General features: G+C 45.5%; 17 protein-coding genes and 1 pseudogene. 12 read left to right on the forward strand and 6 right to left on the reverse strand.

Annotated elements, in window-relative coordinates:
• Positions 1–175: 175 nt before the first annotated feature.
• From JGK22_RS03715 to JGK22_RS03755, 9 genes are all read left to right on the forward strand, one after another.
• A complete protein-coding gene (locus JGK22_RS03715; RefSeq protein ID WP_293196504.1) occupies positions 176–907 on the forward strand; it encodes a metallophosphoesterase family protein in 732 nt (243 codons plus the stop codon).
• A 96-nt stretch (positions 908–1,003) separates the two neighbouring features.
• Positions 1,004–1,573, forward strand: coding sequence for a Crp/Fnr family transcriptional regulator (locus tag JGK22_RS03720; protein ID WP_293183503.1), 570 nt, complete (start codon positions 1,004–1,006; stop codon positions 1,571–1,573).
• 269 nt (positions 1,574–1,842) lie between these two features.
• Entirely contained in the window at positions 1,843–2,898 is a 1,056-nt protein-coding gene (locus JGK22_RS03725; protein ID WP_293204781.1) for a GTP-binding protein, read from the forward strand.
• Between the two features lie 322 nt (positions 2,899–3,220).
• Positions 3,221–3,871, forward strand: a complete 651-nt coding sequence (gene folE, locus JGK22_RS03730) for a GTP cyclohydrolase I FolE (protein ID WP_293153275.1) — start codon at positions 3,221–3,223, stop codon at positions 3,869–3,871.
• Positions 3,872–4,014: 143 nt separating this feature from the next.
• Positions 4,015–5,244: an FAD/NAD(P)-binding protein gene (locus JGK22_RS03735; protein ID WP_293312362.1), complete on the forward strand. Its 1,230-nt coding sequence runs from the start codon at positions 4,015–4,017 to the stop codon at positions 5,242–5,244.
• A gap of 74 nt (positions 5,245–5,318) precedes the next feature.
• Positions 5,319–6,353, forward strand: coding sequence for a porphobilinogen synthase (hemB, locus tag JGK22_RS03740; RefSeq protein ID WP_293312364.1), 1,035 nt, complete (start codon positions 5,319–5,321; stop codon positions 6,351–6,353).
• A 164-nt stretch (positions 6,354–6,517) separates the two neighbouring features.
• The gene (locus JGK22_RS03745) at positions 6,518–6,655 is read left to right on the forward strand and encodes a hypothetical protein (protein WP_293204777.1); all 138 of its coding nucleotides are present in this window, start codon (positions 6,518–6,520) and stop codon (positions 6,653–6,655) included.
• A 172-nt stretch (positions 6,656–6,827) separates the two neighbouring features.
• Positions 6,828–7,499: a response regulator transcription factor gene (locus JGK22_RS03750; RefSeq protein ID WP_293204775.1), complete on the forward strand. Its 672-nt coding sequence runs from the start codon at positions 6,828–6,830 to the stop codon at positions 7,497–7,499.
• A 187-nt stretch (positions 7,500–7,686) separates the two neighbouring features.
• Positions 7,687–9,609, forward strand: a complete 1,923-nt coding sequence (locus tag JGK22_RS03755) for a CHASE2 domain-containing protein (protein ID WP_293312366.1) — start codon at positions 7,687–7,689, stop codon at positions 9,607–9,609.
• Between the two features lie 37 nt (positions 9,610–9,646).
• Here the strand turns inward: JGK22_RS03755 and JGK22_RS03760 are convergent, their stop codons facing one another.
• Positions 9,647–10,093: an HNH endonuclease gene (locus JGK22_RS03760; RefSeq protein WP_293270029.1), complete on the reverse strand. Its 447-nt coding sequence runs from the start codon at positions 10,091–10,093 to the stop codon at positions 9,647–9,649.
• Complete coding sequence (locus tag JGK22_RS03765; protein WP_363319629.1) at positions 10,080–10,355, reverse strand: hypothetical protein; 276 nt, start codon at positions 10,353–10,355, stop codon at positions 10,080–10,082. The genes JGK22_RS03760 and JGK22_RS03765 overlap by 14 nt, the downstream gene beginning before the upstream one ends.
• Before the next feature lie 161 nt (positions 10,356–10,516).
• Here JGK22_RS03765 and JGK22_RS03770 point away from each other — a divergent pair.
• A pseudogene (locus tag JGK22_RS03770) lies at positions 10,517–11,264 on the forward strand (DUF928 domain-containing protein).
• 195 nt (positions 11,265–11,459) lie between these two features.
• Here the strand turns inward: JGK22_RS03770 and iscB are convergent.
• Positions 11,460–12,734, reverse strand: a complete 1,275-nt coding sequence (iscB, locus tag JGK22_RS03775) for an RNA-guided endonuclease IscB (protein WP_293194027.1) — start codon at positions 12,732–12,734, stop codon at positions 11,460–11,462.
• A 288-nt stretch (positions 12,735–13,022) separates the two neighbouring features.
• On the opposite strand from iscB, the gene JGK22_RS03780 reads away from it, so the two are divergent.
• Positions 13,023–13,412: a CHAT domain-containing protein gene (locus JGK22_RS03780; RefSeq protein ID WP_293185833.1), complete on the forward strand. Its 390-nt coding sequence runs from the start codon at positions 13,023–13,025 to the stop codon at positions 13,410–13,412.
• Between the two features lie 203 nt (positions 13,413–13,615).
• On the opposite strand, the gene JGK22_RS03785 is transcribed toward JGK22_RS03780, so the two are convergent.
• Positions 13,616–13,780 (reverse strand): hypothetical protein, encoded by a 165-nt coding sequence (locus JGK22_RS03785; RefSeq protein WP_293189362.1) that lies wholly within the window; start codon positions 13,778–13,780, stop codon positions 13,616–13,618.
• Between the two features lie 239 nt (positions 13,781–14,019).
• Here JGK22_RS03785 and JGK22_RS03790 point away from each other — a divergent pair, with 239 nt between their 5' ends.
• A complete protein-coding gene (locus JGK22_RS03790; RefSeq protein WP_293185831.1) occupies positions 14,020–14,499 on the forward strand; it encodes a hypothetical protein in 480 nt (159 codons plus the stop codon).
• Here the strand turns inward: JGK22_RS03790 and JGK22_RS03795 are convergent.
• Positions 14,479–16,437, reverse strand: coding sequence for a cation:proton antiporter (locus tag JGK22_RS03795; protein WP_293185830.1), 1,959 nt, complete (start codon positions 16,435–16,437; stop codon positions 14,479–14,481). The genes JGK22_RS03790 and JGK22_RS03795 overlap by 21 nt on opposite strands.
• A gap of 599 nt (positions 16,438–17,036) precedes the next feature.
• Positions 17,037–18,095: a GH25 family lysozyme gene (locus JGK22_RS03800; RefSeq protein WP_293312368.1), complete on the reverse strand. Its 1,059-nt coding sequence runs from the start codon at positions 18,093–18,095 to the stop codon at positions 17,037–17,039.
• Positions 18,096–18,196 lie beyond the last annotated feature (101 nt).

Raw genomic sequence — 18,196 nt, forward strand, 5'->3', positions numbered from 1 at the left:
CGATATGAATCGGCGGTTGAAACCGCTACTACAAAAACGAAGTCCGCCGACGCGGACTAAGAGTAAAGGAGAGATTCAGAACTTTTTCCTTTATCTTACTTCGCGTCCTTTGCGCCTTCGCGGTTCGTTCAAAACAATCTCCGAAAAAAACCTTTAGTATCAACAACAATAAACAATGAAAAACTGGGCAATATTAACAGGAATCGAAGGGAATTTGATAGCTTACGAAGCTGTACTAGCTGACATAAAACGCCTGAGAATTCGCGTTGACGAATTGTATATTTTAGGCGATTTAGTCGGCCCGAATCCCGATTGCGAAAAATTAGTGCAGCGAGTTCGATCGCCCAAACGAGGAGAAATCGCACCTCAAATCTGTATCGGGTGGTGGGAAGAACAGTGTTTTAACTTATATGGAATAGGTTCTAGCCCTGATGCGACAGAATTGCAACAAAAATACGGTGCTGAGACGATTAAGTTGCTCTGGGATTCTGTCAGCCGAAAAACTGTAGAGTGGTTGCGCTCTTTGAATTTTGGTTTTCATGAATTGGATTGTTTGTTGATTCATGGGAGTACCGTTAGCGCATCTGATGAGCTTACCCCGGAGACTCCGCCGCCTGTGATGCTCGATCGCGTAATCCGTGCTGATGCTAATAATTTGTTTTGCGGGCGATCGGGCTTAGCATTTGAGTATCAATTACAGCCAACTATTCTCAATAACTGGGTAATGACTTTGGACTCCCAGGAGCCTCCTGGAACCGTGTCTGCAACTGCACGAAGGGCGATCGGAGTTGGGAATGTCGGGCGGATCGCCGATCGAGCAACTTATACCCTGTACGACCCAGATACCGATACAGTCAAGTTCCGAAACGTCTCTTACAGCACCCGCAAAGGGTTTCAACCTTCTTGACTCCGGAATTGGAATTTCCAGCTAGTTGATATAGATTATCAATTAACTTAGACTGTAATAGTATCCAAAGTAGCGATCGCGCTAAACCTAAATCCTATGACTCTTTCAACCTACACTCCAGCCTTGTACTCTAATCTCAGACAGCAGACTTTCACCTGCCGTCAGTTAGTACCCATGCCCTTTAACGGCTTACTGCGAATTGAACGGGGAGCCGTCCGAACCATGACCTGGAGCGAACAGGGAACACCAATAACCCTCGGATATTGGGGAGTTGGAGACGTACTCGGTCACTCGCTGTCAGGCATTGAACCTTATCAAATTGAGTGCAAAACTCATGTAGAAGTGAGTTACATTCCTCAAAATTTGTGCTATCAATCCTTAGATGAAATTTTCAGACACTTTCAGCAAACTCAAGAATTTTTCTGCATTGTGCGTAGCGAATATCTGCGGGATAGATTGGTGCAACTATTAGCTTGGTTGGCAAAAAAATTTGGTCGGGAAGTAGCACAAGGAATCTTAATCGATCTGAGATTGACTCACCAGGAGATTTCTGAGGCGATGGGAATTACGCGGATTACCGTCACGCGCCTGATGTGTCGGCTGGAGCAGGAGGGAATTATCGATCGCACTCGCCCTCAATACATTGTTTTAAATTCCCGTTTGTAACATGGGATTAATCTGGAAAAGAGATGACAGTCAAGTGTTCAAGAGTCATCAGCTAGCTGAGCAATAATTCTAGGGCTTGCGCTTACAGCACATTTTAGATATCATGAGAATGATTATCATACTTAGTCTAGTGCGATCGCCCGTATCGCCTGGATTTCAGCTATCAAGTGCGATCCTCTTCGAGGACTGCGCTAACGACAATTGCCTTGGGAAGCGCAGTGCCTTTCCCAATTAACAGCAGGGCTTCTACAATTAATAGATGAGGGACAATGACTAATCTCACTGTACAAACCCCAGATTTAATTTCCGATTTTCCCAAAAGAGGAATGCCCGTAACTATAATTACCGGATTTCTCGGCAGTGGAAAAACCACTTTACTCAATCAAATACTCAAAAACCGCCAAGATTTAAAAGTAGCAGTTTTAGTTAACGAATTTGGCGATATCAACATCGATTCGCAGCTTTTAATTTCTACCGAAGATGACATGGTAGAATTGAGCAACGGCTGTATTTGTTGTACCATCAACGAAGGCTTAGTCGATGCCGTCTACCGAGTTTTAGAACGGGAAGAACCCATCGACTGCATGGTGATTGAAACCACCGGAGTTGCCGATCCTCTACCGATCATATTGACATTTTTAGGCACTGAATTGCGGGATTTAACCAGTTTAGATTCTGTACTCACCGTAGTCGATAGCGAAACATTCACTCCCGAACATTTTGACAGCGAAGCAGCTTTAAAACAAGTGGCATTTGCAGATATTGTGCTGATGAACAAAACTGATTTAGCTCCTCAAGCAAAAGTAGAAGAGTTAGAAGCTTACATTCGCACAGTTAAGGAAGGAGCGAGAATTCTCCACTCTCAACACGGTGAAGTTCCTTTACCCTTAATTTTGGGTGTAGGTTTAACACAAGCCGATCTTTTTGATAGTGTTGAAGCAGAGGAAAAACACGAGCATCACGAACACCATCACGAACAGGATCATCATCACGAACATCATCACGAACATCACCATCACAGACATCACTCCAATCACTTAGACAATGACGGATTTGTTTCGCTATCATTTGAGAGCGATCGACCTTTTTATCTTCACAAATTCCAAGAATTCCTCACCGAAAAAATGCCCTTAGATGTATTTCGAGCAAAAGGCATTCTCTGGTTTGAAGACAGTCCGATGAGACACATTTTTCAACTTAGCGGCGCGCGCTATGAATTAAACGCTTACGAATGGTTGACTCCACCTAAAAATCAACTCGTAGTCATCGGCCGCAACTTAGATACTGCTCAAATTCGAGAACAACTTAACAGTTGCTTAGTTTAAGATTTCATCAATCTAAGTATCACGTCCAGGATTCTAGCCGACACATTTTACATTAGGTATCGACAATATTTAGTGTGGAACAGGCATCCTGCCTGTTCAAGACAATTTTTTGGGGAGATATCTATTTAATTTCGCCGTTAGTGGTTGCAATTTTTGCTGTTCACAAATCGTGTAAATACTAACGGCAAATTTTACATTTATATCGATAAAACTCATCCAAAAAAATCTCAATATTTTAATATTACATTTTGTAAATCTTGTTATAATCAGGTAGCAACCAAAAGTCAATACCGACTGTTAAACATTCTCACAAACTGCAAGCATGACTTTATCTACTCGCCCAGAACTGACTTCTCCAAATGGTGTAGTGTCATCAATTCCTACTCAATCTCAACCCCCTGTCTCAGATGAAGAAATGAGACAAGCAGTGCGTACATTGCTGCTAGGATTGGGAGAAGACCCAGACCGTGAAGGGTTACGAGATACACCGAAACGAGTTGTCAAAGCCTTGCAGTTTCTAACTGGAGGTTATCGTCAATCTCTCGACGAACTGCTCAACGGAGCGGTGTTCACAGAGAATGCTAACGAAATGGTATTAGTGCGGGACATTGATATTTTCAGTTCCTGCGAACATCACATCCTGCCAATTATTGGCAAAGCACACGTTGCTTACATTCCCAACGGCAAAGTAATTGGGCTGTCAAAAATCGCTCGAATTTGTGAAATGTACGGCCGCAGATTGCAAGTACAAGAACGCTTGACTGCACAAATTGCTGATGCACTTCAAGGATTGCTAAAACCTCAAGGTGTAGCAGTTGTAATTGAAGCAACTCATATGTGTATGGTAATGCGTGGCGTGCAAAAACCAGGTTCTTGGACTGCGACTTCAGCAATGCGTGGCGTGTTTGCTGAAGATTCCAGAACTCGTCAAGAATTTATGAGTTTAATCGCACACAAATCAAGTTTTCACTAGCTAGAATTGTCTGCGAAAACTTCCGTATTTGCAGGCTGAACAAAGAAAAGAGAGTCATATTAGATTACCATATTTCTCTCTTTTCCTTTCCTCCCTCTGCGCCCTCTGCGCCCTCTGCGGTAAAAAATCTTATCTAAACTGAAATGGAAATCACCAGTGTTACGCGATCGCAAATCGATTTAGCGGTAGTCGGGGCGGGGCCTCACGCTTTAACCCTGGTTACTCATTTGCTGCAAAAATGCCAGAAGAAGCGGGGCAAATTTTGGGTTTTTGACTCCAGTGGTGGCTGGCTAACTCAGTGGCAGAGGCAGTTTGCAGCTTTGGAAATCCCACACTTGCGATCGCCTGCGGTGCACCATCCCGATCCCAATGCTTTTGAGTTGCGACGGTTTGCCGAATCTCGCCCTAACGAGTTGTTTGCGCCCTACGATTTGCCAGGAAGTCGGCTGTTTAAGGAATTTTGTGGCGATGTGGTTAAGAGATGGGAATTGGGCGATCGCGTCATCAAGGCAAAAATAACTCGGATTGAACCGTTACAACGGAGTTTTCGGCTTTGGTTTGAGGATGGAGAAAGTGCGATTGCGCGTCGTGTGGCGATCGCCACAGGCGGCGGTAAACCCCAACTACCGGAGTGGACAAATCAAATTCAAACGCCCTATCCACCAGACAAACTTTGCCATTCCCATCAAGTTAATTTGCAGGGATTAAAGTTGCAGGGAGAAAGGATTTTAATCGTTGGGGGCGGTTTAACTAGCGGACATTTGGCAGTAGGTGCGATCGGGCGCGGTGCCCAAGTAATATTAATGTCAAGACGAAAGTTACAAGAAAAATTATTTGATGCCGAACCGGGTTGGTTAGGGCCCAAATATCTCAAAGGTTTTGAAAATGAACCAGACTGGGAGAAGCGGTGGGAGATGATTCAACAAGCTCGCAACGGCGGCTCTATGACTCCTGAAATTATGACACAATTGCGTCGAATTTCGCGGGATTCGTGTCTTGAATTTCACCCAGAATGTCAAATTATTGAGGTTAAATGGGATGACAATCAATGGACTGTTTACTGTCAGGATGGAAATCAGCTATTCGTTGATAGAATTTGGTTAGCAACAGGAACAAAATTAGATGTAACAGCCGAACCATTGCTGACAGAAATTTTAGAAGCTTATCCAACTAAAATAGTTAAAGGATTGCCTGTTTTGGACGAGTATTTGCGTTGGCCAGGATGCGAGTTATTTATTATGGGTGGTTTAGCCGCTTTGCAAGTAGGGCCGGTTGGTCGAAATCTTTCCGGTGCAAGGATGGCAAGTTCGCGCATTGTGCCAGCTTTAATTAAGTCTAGGGCTAGGGTTTCATTAGCTCAAATTGCTGGGTAATTCCTAATAAATATAGATTTGGGTGACGGAACTGCGATAATAATGATTATCATTCTCTATAAACTCCAGTTCCTATGTCATCCGCAAATAACGTCGAGTCCGCCCTTCCCACCGAGAATAATCAAAATCCCTCCCCGATCGCCATTCGTCCCCGCCGCCTGCGTCGCACCCCCGGTTTGCGTCGCATGGTACGGGAAAATCATCTGACAGTTGACGATCTCATCTATCCGATGTTTGTGATGGAAGGAGAAGGGCAAAAAGTTGAGATTGCTTCGATGCCTGGTTGTTATCGCTTTTCCCTGGATTTATTGCTAACAGAAATCGCCGAATGTTGGAATTTGGGGATATGTGCGATCGCCCTTTTCCCAGTAATCTCAGAAACCAAAAAAGACGACACCGGAACTGAAAGCTATAATCCAGAAGGATTGGTTCAACAAACAGTCAAAGCCATTAAACAAAACATCCCCGAAATAGTAGTAATTACCGACGTAGCCCTCGACCCTTTCACATCACACGGACACGATGGTTTAGTTGATGAAAGCGGTAAAATTCTCAACGATCCGACTGTTGAAGTGTTAGTAAAAATGGCAGTTTCTCAAGCCGCCACTGGTGCAGATATGGTCGCACCTTCCGACATGATGGACGGCAGAATTGGTGCAATTCGCAAAGCCTTAGATGCCGCAGGATACATCGATACAGCAATTTTGGCTTATTCCGCAAAATATGCCTCTGCTTATTATGGCCCGTTTCGGGATGCCCTCGATTCTGCCCCCAAATTTGGAGACAAAAAGACTTATCAAATGGATGCTGCTAATGCTAAAGAAGCGCTGAAAGAAGTTGCTTTGGATATCGCAGAAGGTGCAGATATTGTGATGGTAAAACCTGCTTTGGCTTATCTCGATATTATCTGCCAAGTGCGGGAAGCAACTAATTTACCTGTTGCTGCTTATAATGTCAGTGGCGAATATGCAATGATCAAAGCTGCTGGAAAGTTGGGTTGGATTGATGAAAAACGGATTATTTTGGAGACTTTGACGAGTATCAAACGGGCTGGTGCCGATTTGATTTTGACTTATTTTGCTAAGGAAGTTGCTTTGATGTTGAAATAAGGGAATTTTTTTAAGTGCTTTTAAGAACAGGCTCTCCGGCCTGTTCCACAAGAATTATGGGAGAATTACGATGAAAATATAATCCAATCTCCGATCGAGTTATCTGTACGTAATATCATTGTGGTATGGGAATGATATAACCACAGAGAGCGCAGAGGAGAGAGATGAATAATTTGGATGAAGTGCGGATTTTGGAACATAATCAACAGAACTGCGCTTTAGTGCAATTCTGGTTGCTGACTTCCACAACCACATTTGGCGGACAGATGCAGGACGGATGCCCGGTAATTACTCTATGGTAAGAAGATTACCGAGACGATTTTGGATTTGGGATACTTCGACCTCACTCAGTACAAATTTTGAATGAGAATTTCAGCAGTTTGAATCCCCTAGTTTCAACGCTTGTCACAAATCTAAAATCTAAAATCTAAAATCTAAAATCCAATGATGATGTTGTGCGGCAAAGATTGAACTATGTCCCAGACTTTACCTCAACCTGAAAAACGAACCTTTTTGATCGTGGATGACCATGCGATGGTGTTAGGCGGCACGCTTAACATTCTGAAGCAGGAGTATCCAGAAGTAGATATTCTAACAGCTCCAACGGCTCAGGAAGCCCTTGAGCAAGTAGCGCAGATCGCCCCGGATCTGGTAATTGTGGATTTGGTGATGCCAGAGTCGATCGGCGAAACTGCTCAGGCAAATTCAGGTCTTCAACTCCTCAAAATGTTGATGGAAAAGTATCCAAATTTGAATATCGTGGTGCAGAGTGCCCATGTTCGGACTTTAGTCTGGCTGAAACCGTCGATCGATAATCATATGGGCGGATTCACCGTCGTTGATAAAAGTCAGCCGATGAAAGACTTGCTGGCAATGGTAGATTGGGCGCTGCACGAGCGGATTTATACACCTAGAGAGATTCGCAATGGGCTGCAACTCAAACCCGCTTGGATGCAGGTGTTACAATTTGCTTTTCAAGAGAGCTTGCAGGATATTGCGATCGCCAAACGGATGAATGTTTCCGAACGCACTGTGCAGTATTACTGGACTAAAATTCGAGATGTGCTAGAAGTGTATCCCGAAGATGACAAAAATCTGCGGATTCAAACGGAAGTGCGGGCTAGGGAAGAAGGATTGATTGATTGACAGTTGAGAGTTGACAGTTGACAGTTGACAGTTGGCGAACTACTGACTACTAACCAATCATTTCTTGATGATAAAAGCCCCCGGATTTATCCGTGGAATAAATCTAAAATCTAAAATCTAAAATCTAAAATCTAAAATCGATTGACTGTTTGGACATTTGAACAATACCGATGCAACCCGACATGATATGAAGCGCGATCGATGGCAAGCAGTGAAAGCAAAGCTCGCGACTTGGGGGCGCGGATCGCTTCCAGGGGTGATGGTGATTGTCGCTGTGATGATGGCTAGATTGACCGGTGCGCTTCAGTTTTTGGAGTTGGTTGCGTTCGATCGATTTCTGCTGCTACGTCCTCCTGAGCCAATGGATGAAAGGATTGTAATTGTCGGCATCACTGAGGAAGATATTCAACGTGCCAGAACTTACCCGATTCCCGATCGCGATATTGCCGATTTACTCAAACGGTTGCAGACTTATCAACCGATCGCGATCGGGTTAGATATTGTCCGCGATATTCCGGTTGAACCGGGCCACGCTGAACTAACATCGGTGTTTCGTAGCAGCAAGAATGCGATCGGAGTGGAGATTGCGCTGCCCGATCGCAATGGCTTTATCGTCACACCTCCGCCCGCGCTACCACCGGAACAGGTTGGCTTTGCAGATACGGTTCTGGATGCCGATGGCTATCAGCGCCGTAGTTTATTGGGCGCTCACAAGTCCCCGCAGGATTACCGTTTTTCGTTCACGATCCAATTGGCAAAACACTATTTAGAGACTAAAGGAGTTAAGTTAGACGATGGAATTCGCGATCGAGACGCGATGCGTTTTGGCAGCATTGAATTGACCAGAGTGCAGTCAAACTCTGGCGGATATGTGGGTGCCGATGCAGGTGGCAACCAGATTTTACTGAATGTTCGCACTGGGCAAAAGCCGTTTCGCGTGCTTTCTCTGGCACAAATCAAATCGGGACAGGTCAACCCGGATTGGATTCGAGGCAAAATCGTGCTGATTGGGATGATGTCTTTTAGCGCGAAGGATTTGGCAAGTTCAGGTGCGATCGCAGGTATCAATCCCGGACGGATTTACGGAGTCGAAATCCAGGCCCACGCCACCAGCCAGATTGTTAGTGCGGTGCTCGATCGCCGATCGTTGCTTAATACTTGGACAGACGCATGGGAATATCTTTGGATTGTGGCCTGGGGACTGTTGGGAATAAGTCTAGGACGGTTTTTGAAATCGCCCTGGAAAATTTTGTTGGGGTTCTTAGTCGCTAGTATCAGTCCGATCGCGATCTGTTACTGGCTGATTCTTTTAGGGTGGTGGGTGCCACTCGTGCCTGTGTTGTTGGTGCTGGTGTTGAATGGGGCTGGCTTGATGGCAGCGTTATTTTATCGCCACGAACAGGAACTACGACTGCGGTTGGAGGAACGTCAATTTGCGATCGAGCAAACGTTTAATGCCATTCACAGCGGTCCTTTACAAACTTTGGTGGGAATTTTGAGAAATGCTCAAGAACAAGCCACACCGCCGTTATTTCTACCGGAGTTGCAACGCCTGAATCAAGAATTACGGGCAGTTTACGGCTCAGTGCAACGAGATGCGATCGACGATCGACCTCATTTGCGCATGGGAAGTGCGATCGAATTAGCCCTGCAAGCCCCGTTGCATGAATTGCTCTACAAAGTCTATTCCAACACCCTCGAACAAGAACTGCCCTACCTCCAAACGATCAAATTCAAAATAGTGCAGTTCGATCCTTTGAACACCGAACATCTGCGGTTGGAACACAAACGAGGACTCTGCCGCTTTCTCGAAGAAGCGCTTTGCAATGTCGGCAAACACGCGATTGAAACCACTCGGTTGACAGTAATTTGCACTCAAGAAGGCGATCGGCAAGTAATTCGGGTGGTAGATAATGGCAATGGGAAACTGTCTGAAATAGAAGCGACAATTCAAGATTCAAACACTAACATTCAATCTTCAGGATTAGGAACGCAATTGGCAAACAATTTAGCTAAACAATTAGGTGGAACGTTTCGGCGCTATCAAAATGTACCGAAGGGAACCGTGTGCGAGTTAAGTTGGTCAGCCAAACGGCGGTGGTTCTGGTGATTTTCGAGAAGCGATCGTGGGTGCGGGTCTTCAAAATCTAGGATAGATCGCTTGCTGGAGGATGCAACCCCGTTTGAATCCAAAATCGTCTGGTTGCTCGGATAGAATCATCATCTGGATAGCGTGTATCGTTTAAATCAAGGCGGATGCAGGTTGCTCGACCGATGGGTGTAATCCCTTGAATCACAACTCCGTTGTCTAGCCAAACAAAATGTTCCTCCCACTTCTGCTGACGAGGATTGAAAATAGGGACAATTTCCTGGGTTTCTGGATCGACTCCAGCCACAAAGTTATACCGTCTCTCATTACAGCGACGACAGGCAAGTGCAAGATTATCTATTTCGTCGGGGCCACCCAAAGATTTTGGGATAATATGATCAAATGTGAACCGATTTGCGCTCAGGCGTTCTGGCGAATGACAGTATTCACACAAATAGCTGGCTCTTTTGCGTATGGCTTGTTTGGCTGCATCACTGATTGGCATTTTGGGCAGCAAGCATAGCGTTGATATAGGTAAAAATCCGATCTAACTCTCCGATCGCGTCTAGTTGTGTAACTTCATCTGGAGTGAGTTGATCCGCCTTCTTTTTTTCTAGCAGGCTTTCCATTCGGAGTTGAAGAGATTCAGTGAATTTGAATAGCGTCCAATCTCCCACCTTTTCAATCTGAATTTCATGAATGAGTGAGGACGGCCTACTGAGAGTCGTAATCATGTTTGTTTCTGCCAGAAGGGAGTGGACAGACATTGAAAATCTGCGCTTTAACGAGATTATAGCTTTATATGAAGGGGCGATCGCGCTTTAACAATGCTTTGCACCTTCCCGCAAGTCTTGTTTGCGGGCAGTCCTCTATTATGTTTGTGTATTGTCGATTACCGTAGAAAATAGTTACAGAGAGGATTCAGATGATGACTCACGGATTGAAGCGTCGAACCATTTACTCTGCGGGAATTGCGAGTTTAATCCTGAGTGTTTCGTTCTGGATTCCGATCGCAGCCCTGGCAAAATATACTCCTCCTCCAAACCCTTCTAAACCGAAAGAAACGGGCACGAATACCACTCGCGGCGGCAGTTGTGAAGGTGATTCAGCGGCGGTATTAACTGCCTTAGTGCCGTTTAGCCATATGGGACAGACGATTTCTGGGCATCCGACTTTTACCTGGTTTGTACCCGATCGCACTTCTCGTCCGTTGCAATTGAGGCTGTTTACTCGATCGGGCCAACTACTCTACAGAACCGAGATGGAGAGTCAGCCAGGAATCATGTCCGTTGCTTTGCCGGCAAATCTGCCTCCACTGTCGATCGGGCAATCCTATCAGTGGGGCGTTGCTGTGCGATCGGAATGTTCCTTCGCGGAATGTGGTGGCGACGGCAGAAATCCAAGTGGTGCAGCCTGCTGAATCGTTGCAAACTCAACTTGCAGCCGCGCCAACTCCCCAACAGCGGATCGACTTGTATGCCAAGGCTGGGCTGTGGTATGACGCGATCGCCGAAGCGCGCAAAGCCTCTGAGACTTCTCAAAATCAAGCGGCTGTGCTGGAATTGCTAGATTCTCTGGCTAATTCGGAAGCCCAACCTTTGAAAGATTGGAGCGATCGATTGAAGCAAATAAGAGCGATCGAACAACAACGCCAACTCCCGCAACCCAAACCCTAAAATCCCATGCAGCCTTTCTCGCTAAAACTGTTTAAATTCAATTGTGAGGTGCGATCGGGCTTCCTGTTTCCCCTCGCCTTTTGCTTTTTATCTGTTGTTTTTTACATTCCTCCGCATTTTTCACCAAAAAACGAGCGAGAAGCCCCTGGCTTTAGACATGGGGAGGAAAGCGGCTGCGACTTCAGTCGCCTTGAATTAAACTCCATAGGAATAGCCATCTTTTTTGTGAATAGATTGGCAATATTTGTGACTAATTCCTGCTACTCTTCCCTTCATTGTGGCGATATCGAACGAACCGGATGCACGGCAAAGGATTCGTCCTACATAAGATCCGACTTTTTTGCCTGCGGTGACTGTCGCGTTGATAATATCGCCAGTTTGAAAACCGAAATGAATTTGCTTTCTCGACTTGTGACGAATTGGGAAGCCAAACTTATTTGTGCCGCACATCTGTCGCGTACCGTGTCCTGTTGCCTTGATTAGCAGCGGTTGAAAAGTTAGCACTTTCAATTCTTCGACTTTGCCTACACAAGCAGCATCTAACCAGTGGGATTTAGGTAGCTGCAAACGAGTGCGATTGAATTTTGTCAAGCCACCACTGCCAGTAGAAACTGGTAAGCCAGTCATGCGGAGTCGGTTAAATAACGCCCAGCGAGTTGAATTAACTACTGTTGCGTCTTTTAAAGGACGTTTTGCTTGAGATAGAATCTTCTTCAAAACATCTGGCTTCTTGGAGAGGAATTGCTCAATGTCTTGAGTTCCCTTCCGAGTATTACAATTCTCGCAAGCAAGGCAAAGATTAGAAATACGATCAGAACCGCCTTTTGCTTTGGGATGAATATGCTCGATTTGTAATGGTGTATCAGCAACTCCACAATACGCGCATTTTCTGTCCCATTTATTCAGCAAATATTCGCGGATTTCGTAACCACATAAAATGCCTTGCTGGTATTCTAATCCACTAATCTCTGGATTTTCTAGTTGTTGTAAGTCGAATCGCACAAGTTCTTGAACAATGAAACTAATGGGGGCGACCTTCATTAATCTAGTTACCCATGTCAGGGTTGTTTCAACACGATGTTGTAGGCTTGGAGCCAGCCATCCTTTAGAACGAGTTCTATTTAGAAATCTTGCTTTTCGATAACGAGTATGGCGACTTCTCCTGCCTCTACGCAGTGAACGGCGAGACTCCAAACTGGCTTTAATTGATTGACCTCGGTGAGTTAGTTCTGCACCAAAGATTACATTTTTTCCTTGGACTAATGCAATTCCCGTGGTTTTGGAGCCAGGGTCTAATTTAAGAGTGATTGGTTCCTGGGGTGCTGTTATCTCTACCTTGAGTATTATCGTGAATGGATATCTTTTGAAAACAGCAGCTTTGCCAGTGGTTAGCAATTTACGAGCCATTCCTGGGCGGATTGGATTGAGCGGTTGCTTGTGACTATCAAGTACAAAAACAAAATTAGACATAAAGTCCTCCATTGCTGGGTAAAGTTCGCTCCCTTGAATGTTTTATGAGCTTGTTATGCCAAAAGCACTGGTTTAACCCCGTTAAGCCTGTTTAACTTTTAGCGATAGAGCGGAAAACTAGCGACGGATTTTCCGGTATCATGACTCTAAAAACGTAGGTCTAATCCTGTCTCTGGTAAGGTTCGGGCTTTCTTCTCGAACCGCTCGAAACGAGCCGGACTTTCCAAAAGCCCCCGCTTTTAAGCGTGGGGTTCCTTACTCCCGGTTGTTGCTCAAACTACGGATGTTATACCATTTTTTTTAAGTTATGACAGACTTTGGCAAACAGGGAAAGTGTATAAATTACAATGTCTTGTCGTGTTCGATCTCTATCGGATCTTTAGAAAAATGGTATTAGTTGTTTTAAGTGCCTGCAACACTGGAGAAGGCAGAATTACCGGGGATGGAGTGATTGGCTTATCGCGTGCTTTGATTTCGGCAGGAGTGCCGAGTGCAATTGTTTCTTTATGGGCGGTTCCTGATGCGCCGACATCCGAATTGATGCAGGCATTTTATCGAAACTTGCAAAGTAATCCCGACAAAGCACAGGCTTTACGGCAGGCAATGCTAACCACGATGAAAACTCATCCCCAGCCGCGAAATTGGGCGGCATTTACTTTGATTGGGGAGGCTGAATAATAATTCTCCTAAGAAACTCATCCCAAATCCTATTTAAATGTGCGATCGGGTTTTTTGTGGATGTGCGATCGAATTTGATTGGTTAGTCCGTTATATCAAATCCGTTAGCATCGGAATTATTAGTAGCCGAAATTAGGAGACGGCAGTGCCGTGTCCCTACAATAAATCTGGGGTAGGGACACGGCACTGCCGTCTCCTCTATATCATAGGTCGTGCAACCGGAATTGATATGAGACGGGGGTTTCAACCCCCGGCGGGCCGTGCCACAAAGCAGACAAATTTTCCGTCGGTTTCAGGGCGATCGAATTTGAGAGAAATGTGCGATCGCGTTTTTTGTGGATTGGCGATCGCCAGATTGTGTGTACCACATAGACATAAAATATCCTATCCTACACATTCACCTACCTTGCACCTTCCCGCAATTAATCTTGCACCTCATACCTCATCAACTCTGCGGGTAGAACGAATGAATTTCCCATCTGGGTTGCTTAAGATTTAAGTAATCCTAAATCAACTGTCAACTGTCAACTGTCAACTGTCAACTGTCAACTGTCAACTGTCAACTGTCAACTGTCAACTGTCAACTGTCAACTTACCGCGTAACTTTATGAATGCAGAATCAGCTACAAACATTCTAGATAACCTGGTAAAGGAAAAGAGAGGCGAACCATTGAACGGCTTACAGCGAGAAATTATTCAAGGAGTTTTAAATGGTTTGACATACCAAGAAATCAAGAATAATTATGCGATCGCGCGGAACTATCAAATATGCTACTTAGGGCGATACGTTGCTTATCATTTGTGGAAATTGCTGACAGAGGTATTGAAAGATGCAGGAATTATCGACCCGGATGAAAGAGTCCGCAACAAAAATTTGTGGGATTCCGCGATGAGAGTGGCACAGCAAAGAGTGCAGTCGGAATCTGTACAAAAAAGTCAACCTCCCGTACCGCCAAATTGTGTATTTCGATCGCATATCAACAATCCTCTCCCTCTTTCCCCTTCTCCCTCTTTCCCCTTCTCCCTCTCTCCTGTTCTCCCTCTCTCTTCTTCTCCCTCTCTGTCCCTACCGCGAAACAGGTGGTAGCAAAACTTCTGCTTCCTTTTCAATTATAGATTCCTCCAAAACATTCTCTAAAACCGGAGCAGGAATCGGCACTTCTTCAACTACCTGATGCTTTTCCAAAGTCAAGCGAGAGTTGGACGAACCGGACAATCTTTTTAACAATTTTGGTGTAGGATCGTAGAGCAAATAAATAATGCGATCGCCCGCTTGCCAAATCTCTGTTGCCGACACAACTTGCAAGTATCCTTGTCTTTCAAGTAGCAGCGGCGCCAACTCCCCGGCTTGCACCAAAGCTTGCAAGTGAGCAATCTGAAATTGCAATCCCTCGCTGTTTAACTCGGTTTCCCCTAATTTTACTTCGCTGTCGGTCAAATATTCGTTCCAATCCTTCAGCGACAAATCCGAGACAAAGGCTTGATTAATTTTACTATTATTTGCAGGCGCATTTGCTTGCGGGTCTTTGGGGAATAATGCCAAAACCCTCGGCGGTGCAAACTCCTCGGCTGCTCGCTGAGCTAATACTAAGTTTACCTCGCCGTTGTTAGTCATTGCCAAAAATGTTCCCATCGAATCGAGTCCGGCTTCTTCTAACACGCTATGGTCGAGAGCGCTACTCAAAAATACTCGCAAACCTTCTCTTTCTGCTTGCGCGCAAGCTTCCGGATTGGTGTCGATAATTGCGACTGATTCTCCGCGTTCTTGAAATAAGCGAGCAATTAATCTGCTTAAAGGATTTGACCCGACAATTGCTGCACCTGTTGCTGATTTTGAGGTGACTCCTAACAGTTGAGCTATCCATCCCGCTGTCAGCCCTTGTACGAAAACAGTCATAATAATTGTCAGGAAAACTAAGGCTTTAATTGAGTCGCCGCCGTTGATGCCGCGCTGGGTGAGCAAGATGGCAAATAAAGAGGCGATCGACGCTGAGACAATTCCCCTCGGCGCTACCCAGCAAGCAAATAATTTTTGCCGCCAGTTCAGGCCGCTGTTCCAAGTGCACAGCCACACATTGATCGGCCGCACTACCCACATTAAGGCTAAAACTGTAAACAAACTTCCCCAACCGAGCGCAACTACACTAGCGAGGGATAAATCGGCCGCCAGCAACACGAACAGGACGGAGATGGCGAGGACTGTGAGTTGACCTTTGAACCTCCTGAGCAGCCGTTCTTCCGGCACAGCAGCCGCTCTGAGGACGATGCCGGAGAGGACTGTTGCCATCAGTCCTGATTCGCTGCGGAGTTCTTCTGATAAGCCGAACAATCCCCACAAACCTGCTAAAACTACTAGGTTTTTCAAGTCTTCTGAGAGAAATTGCGATCGCTTGAGAATGAATCCTAGCAGCCACCCTCCGGCAACTCCGACGACTGCGCCAACTAAAAGGCGAACGATTAAATCTCGGAACAAGACCAATAAATCAGCATTGCCGTTTAAGATAATATTCAGTACCAATACCGCCAAAATTGCTCCGACTGGATCGATTAAAACGCCTTCGGCTTCTAGCAAGGCGGCGACTTGTTTGTCAACGGATACTTGTTTGAGCAACGGGCCAATGACTGTCGGGCCTGTGACGACGACTAGGGAAGCATACAGAAATGCGATCGGCCAGGGAAATTCCCCCAACCAGTGTGCTGCCATTCCGCCGCCAATGAGCGTAATTAAAGTGCCGAAAGTAACTAAATTGCGAATGCTACCGGAAACTTTGCCTAAATCTCGCAATTCCAAATTCAAGCCGCCTTCAAACAGAATTAAGGCTACTGAAAGAGACACCATAACTTCTAAACCGCTGCCCAACAGATTGGGGTGCAACAGTCCGAGGCAATCCGGGCCTGCTAAAATACCGAATAGCAGCAAAAATACGATCGCCGGAACTTTCAGATAAGCGGCCAGAACTTGAGCGCTGATACCACAGGTGACGGTCATGACCATCAACAGGGTGATGTTAAAGGGGATTTCCATAGATATGATTGTTACAGGCTGCCCGCTCGGTTTTAAAATTTAAAAGATTTAAAAGCGCGATCGGGGGTGATTTGATTGCAGGCGCTATACTTGACGCTGGCACAAACTCGCCACTGCCCTGGATTTTTGTGAATAAAATTAAAAAACGTTGATATTGGCTATAACTTTATCAGATAATTCTCTTACCGTCAAAGATGAGAGTAAGCTGTAGCGCCTAGATTGTCTGTTATGTTCGATGGAGAGGGGGAGAAGGGGAGAGGGGGAGAAGGGGAGATTTGAGTCGAGTTAATTCTCAAAGAGACTTCTTGCACTCATTCGGAAACTATCTTGAAATACATCTGCGTTGCATCGTCGGTTACATCTGCCAGCAATCTAGGATTTACATAATTTCAGAACATTAAAACCAAATACGGTTTACTTAAGATAGTCCGAAGAGAGGAACGAAGCATAAGCCCTAGCCCTTTCAGGGCGGCTTCGCCAACGGGCAGGCACGCGCCTTCGCAGTATCTATTTCTCATCGGATTTTACCCCCAGGGCGCTATATCAGTAAACGGTATTGCATTAAAACCAAATTCATCTTTTGTGGAATTAATCTCAAATCATTTGGCATTCTGCCATCGGCGCAGAAACTCCGATAGAGTTGCTGGCGAGACTTGTTTTTCCAGCCAATCTAAAGCCTGGTTTTGATTAGGTGCAGCGCGATAAAATTTGCAGGCATCTATCAGCCGAATTGTAGAATTTGGGACAGTCGATTGAGCGCGCCACTTTTGTGCGAACTCGGCAATAACAGCCGGCGAAATTTGTTTTTGCAGCCAATCTAAAGCTTGGTCTTGTTCTGCCAAACCGCGATAAAATTTGCTGACATCTATCAATCGCAAATTAGTGTCGCCCGGTGTGGCAGTTGTCCGCCACTTTTGAGCAAATTCCCCTAAAACAGAGGTAGAAACTTGAGTTTGCAGCCAAATCAAGGCAGTATCTTGAGCAGCACTAGCTTGGTAAGATGACAAGAGCTCAGTCAGCCGCGCGGCTGGTACTGGAATTGGTGTCGGAATTGGTGTCGGAGTTGGTATCGGAGTTGGTGTTGGCGCTGTAGGGGGGACAATTACTTTGGGAGATTTTCTCATCAACGCGGCCCAAGTTTTGATGCCTGCCATGCCGTCTGCATTGAGGCCTTGAGATTTCTGAAACGAGATGAGGGCGGCTGTGGTAGAGGTTCCAAATTTGCCATCCATCGCGCCTTGATAGAAGCCTTTACTTCTTAATTGCTTCTGGATGTCTGCAACTTTATAATTTACGGCGCCTTCTCGGACGCTTTCAAAAATATTGGCATCTACATTGCCCGAGACACCCGACACAGTGCTAGTGTCGCTGTACTGCCAAAAAGTCCAAGTCTTCCAGCCACCGGGTACCCAAGGTTCTTCGGCACTGGTATAGTGAGCAATCCACAGCGGGTAATCTGCCAACCGCCGTGTCCCGAGGTTGTCCCAGAAACCGGGGTAGGTGTAGATAATTGGTCGCATCGAGGTGGCTTTTTCCACTGCTTCGAGCCAAGTTGTCGCGCGATCGCACAATTCGTCCCCACTCAAACCGCCTGTAGTTTCCACATCCAAGACTGGTGGCAAATCCCCCGCTTCGAGTTTGACAGTTTTCAAGAACAAATCGGCTCTCCTGACTTTATGGTGTATAATGTAACAAACAATACATTTACTGTCATGGACTTTTATTTAGACTATATATTAGACTTGCCTGGAGTCAAGAT

The sequence above is a fragment of the Microcoleus sp. PH2017_08_TRC_O_A genome (genome assembly GCF_020738665.1).
Lineage (GTDB): Bacteria > Cyanobacteriota > Cyanobacteriia > Cyanobacteriales > Microcoleaceae > Microcoleus.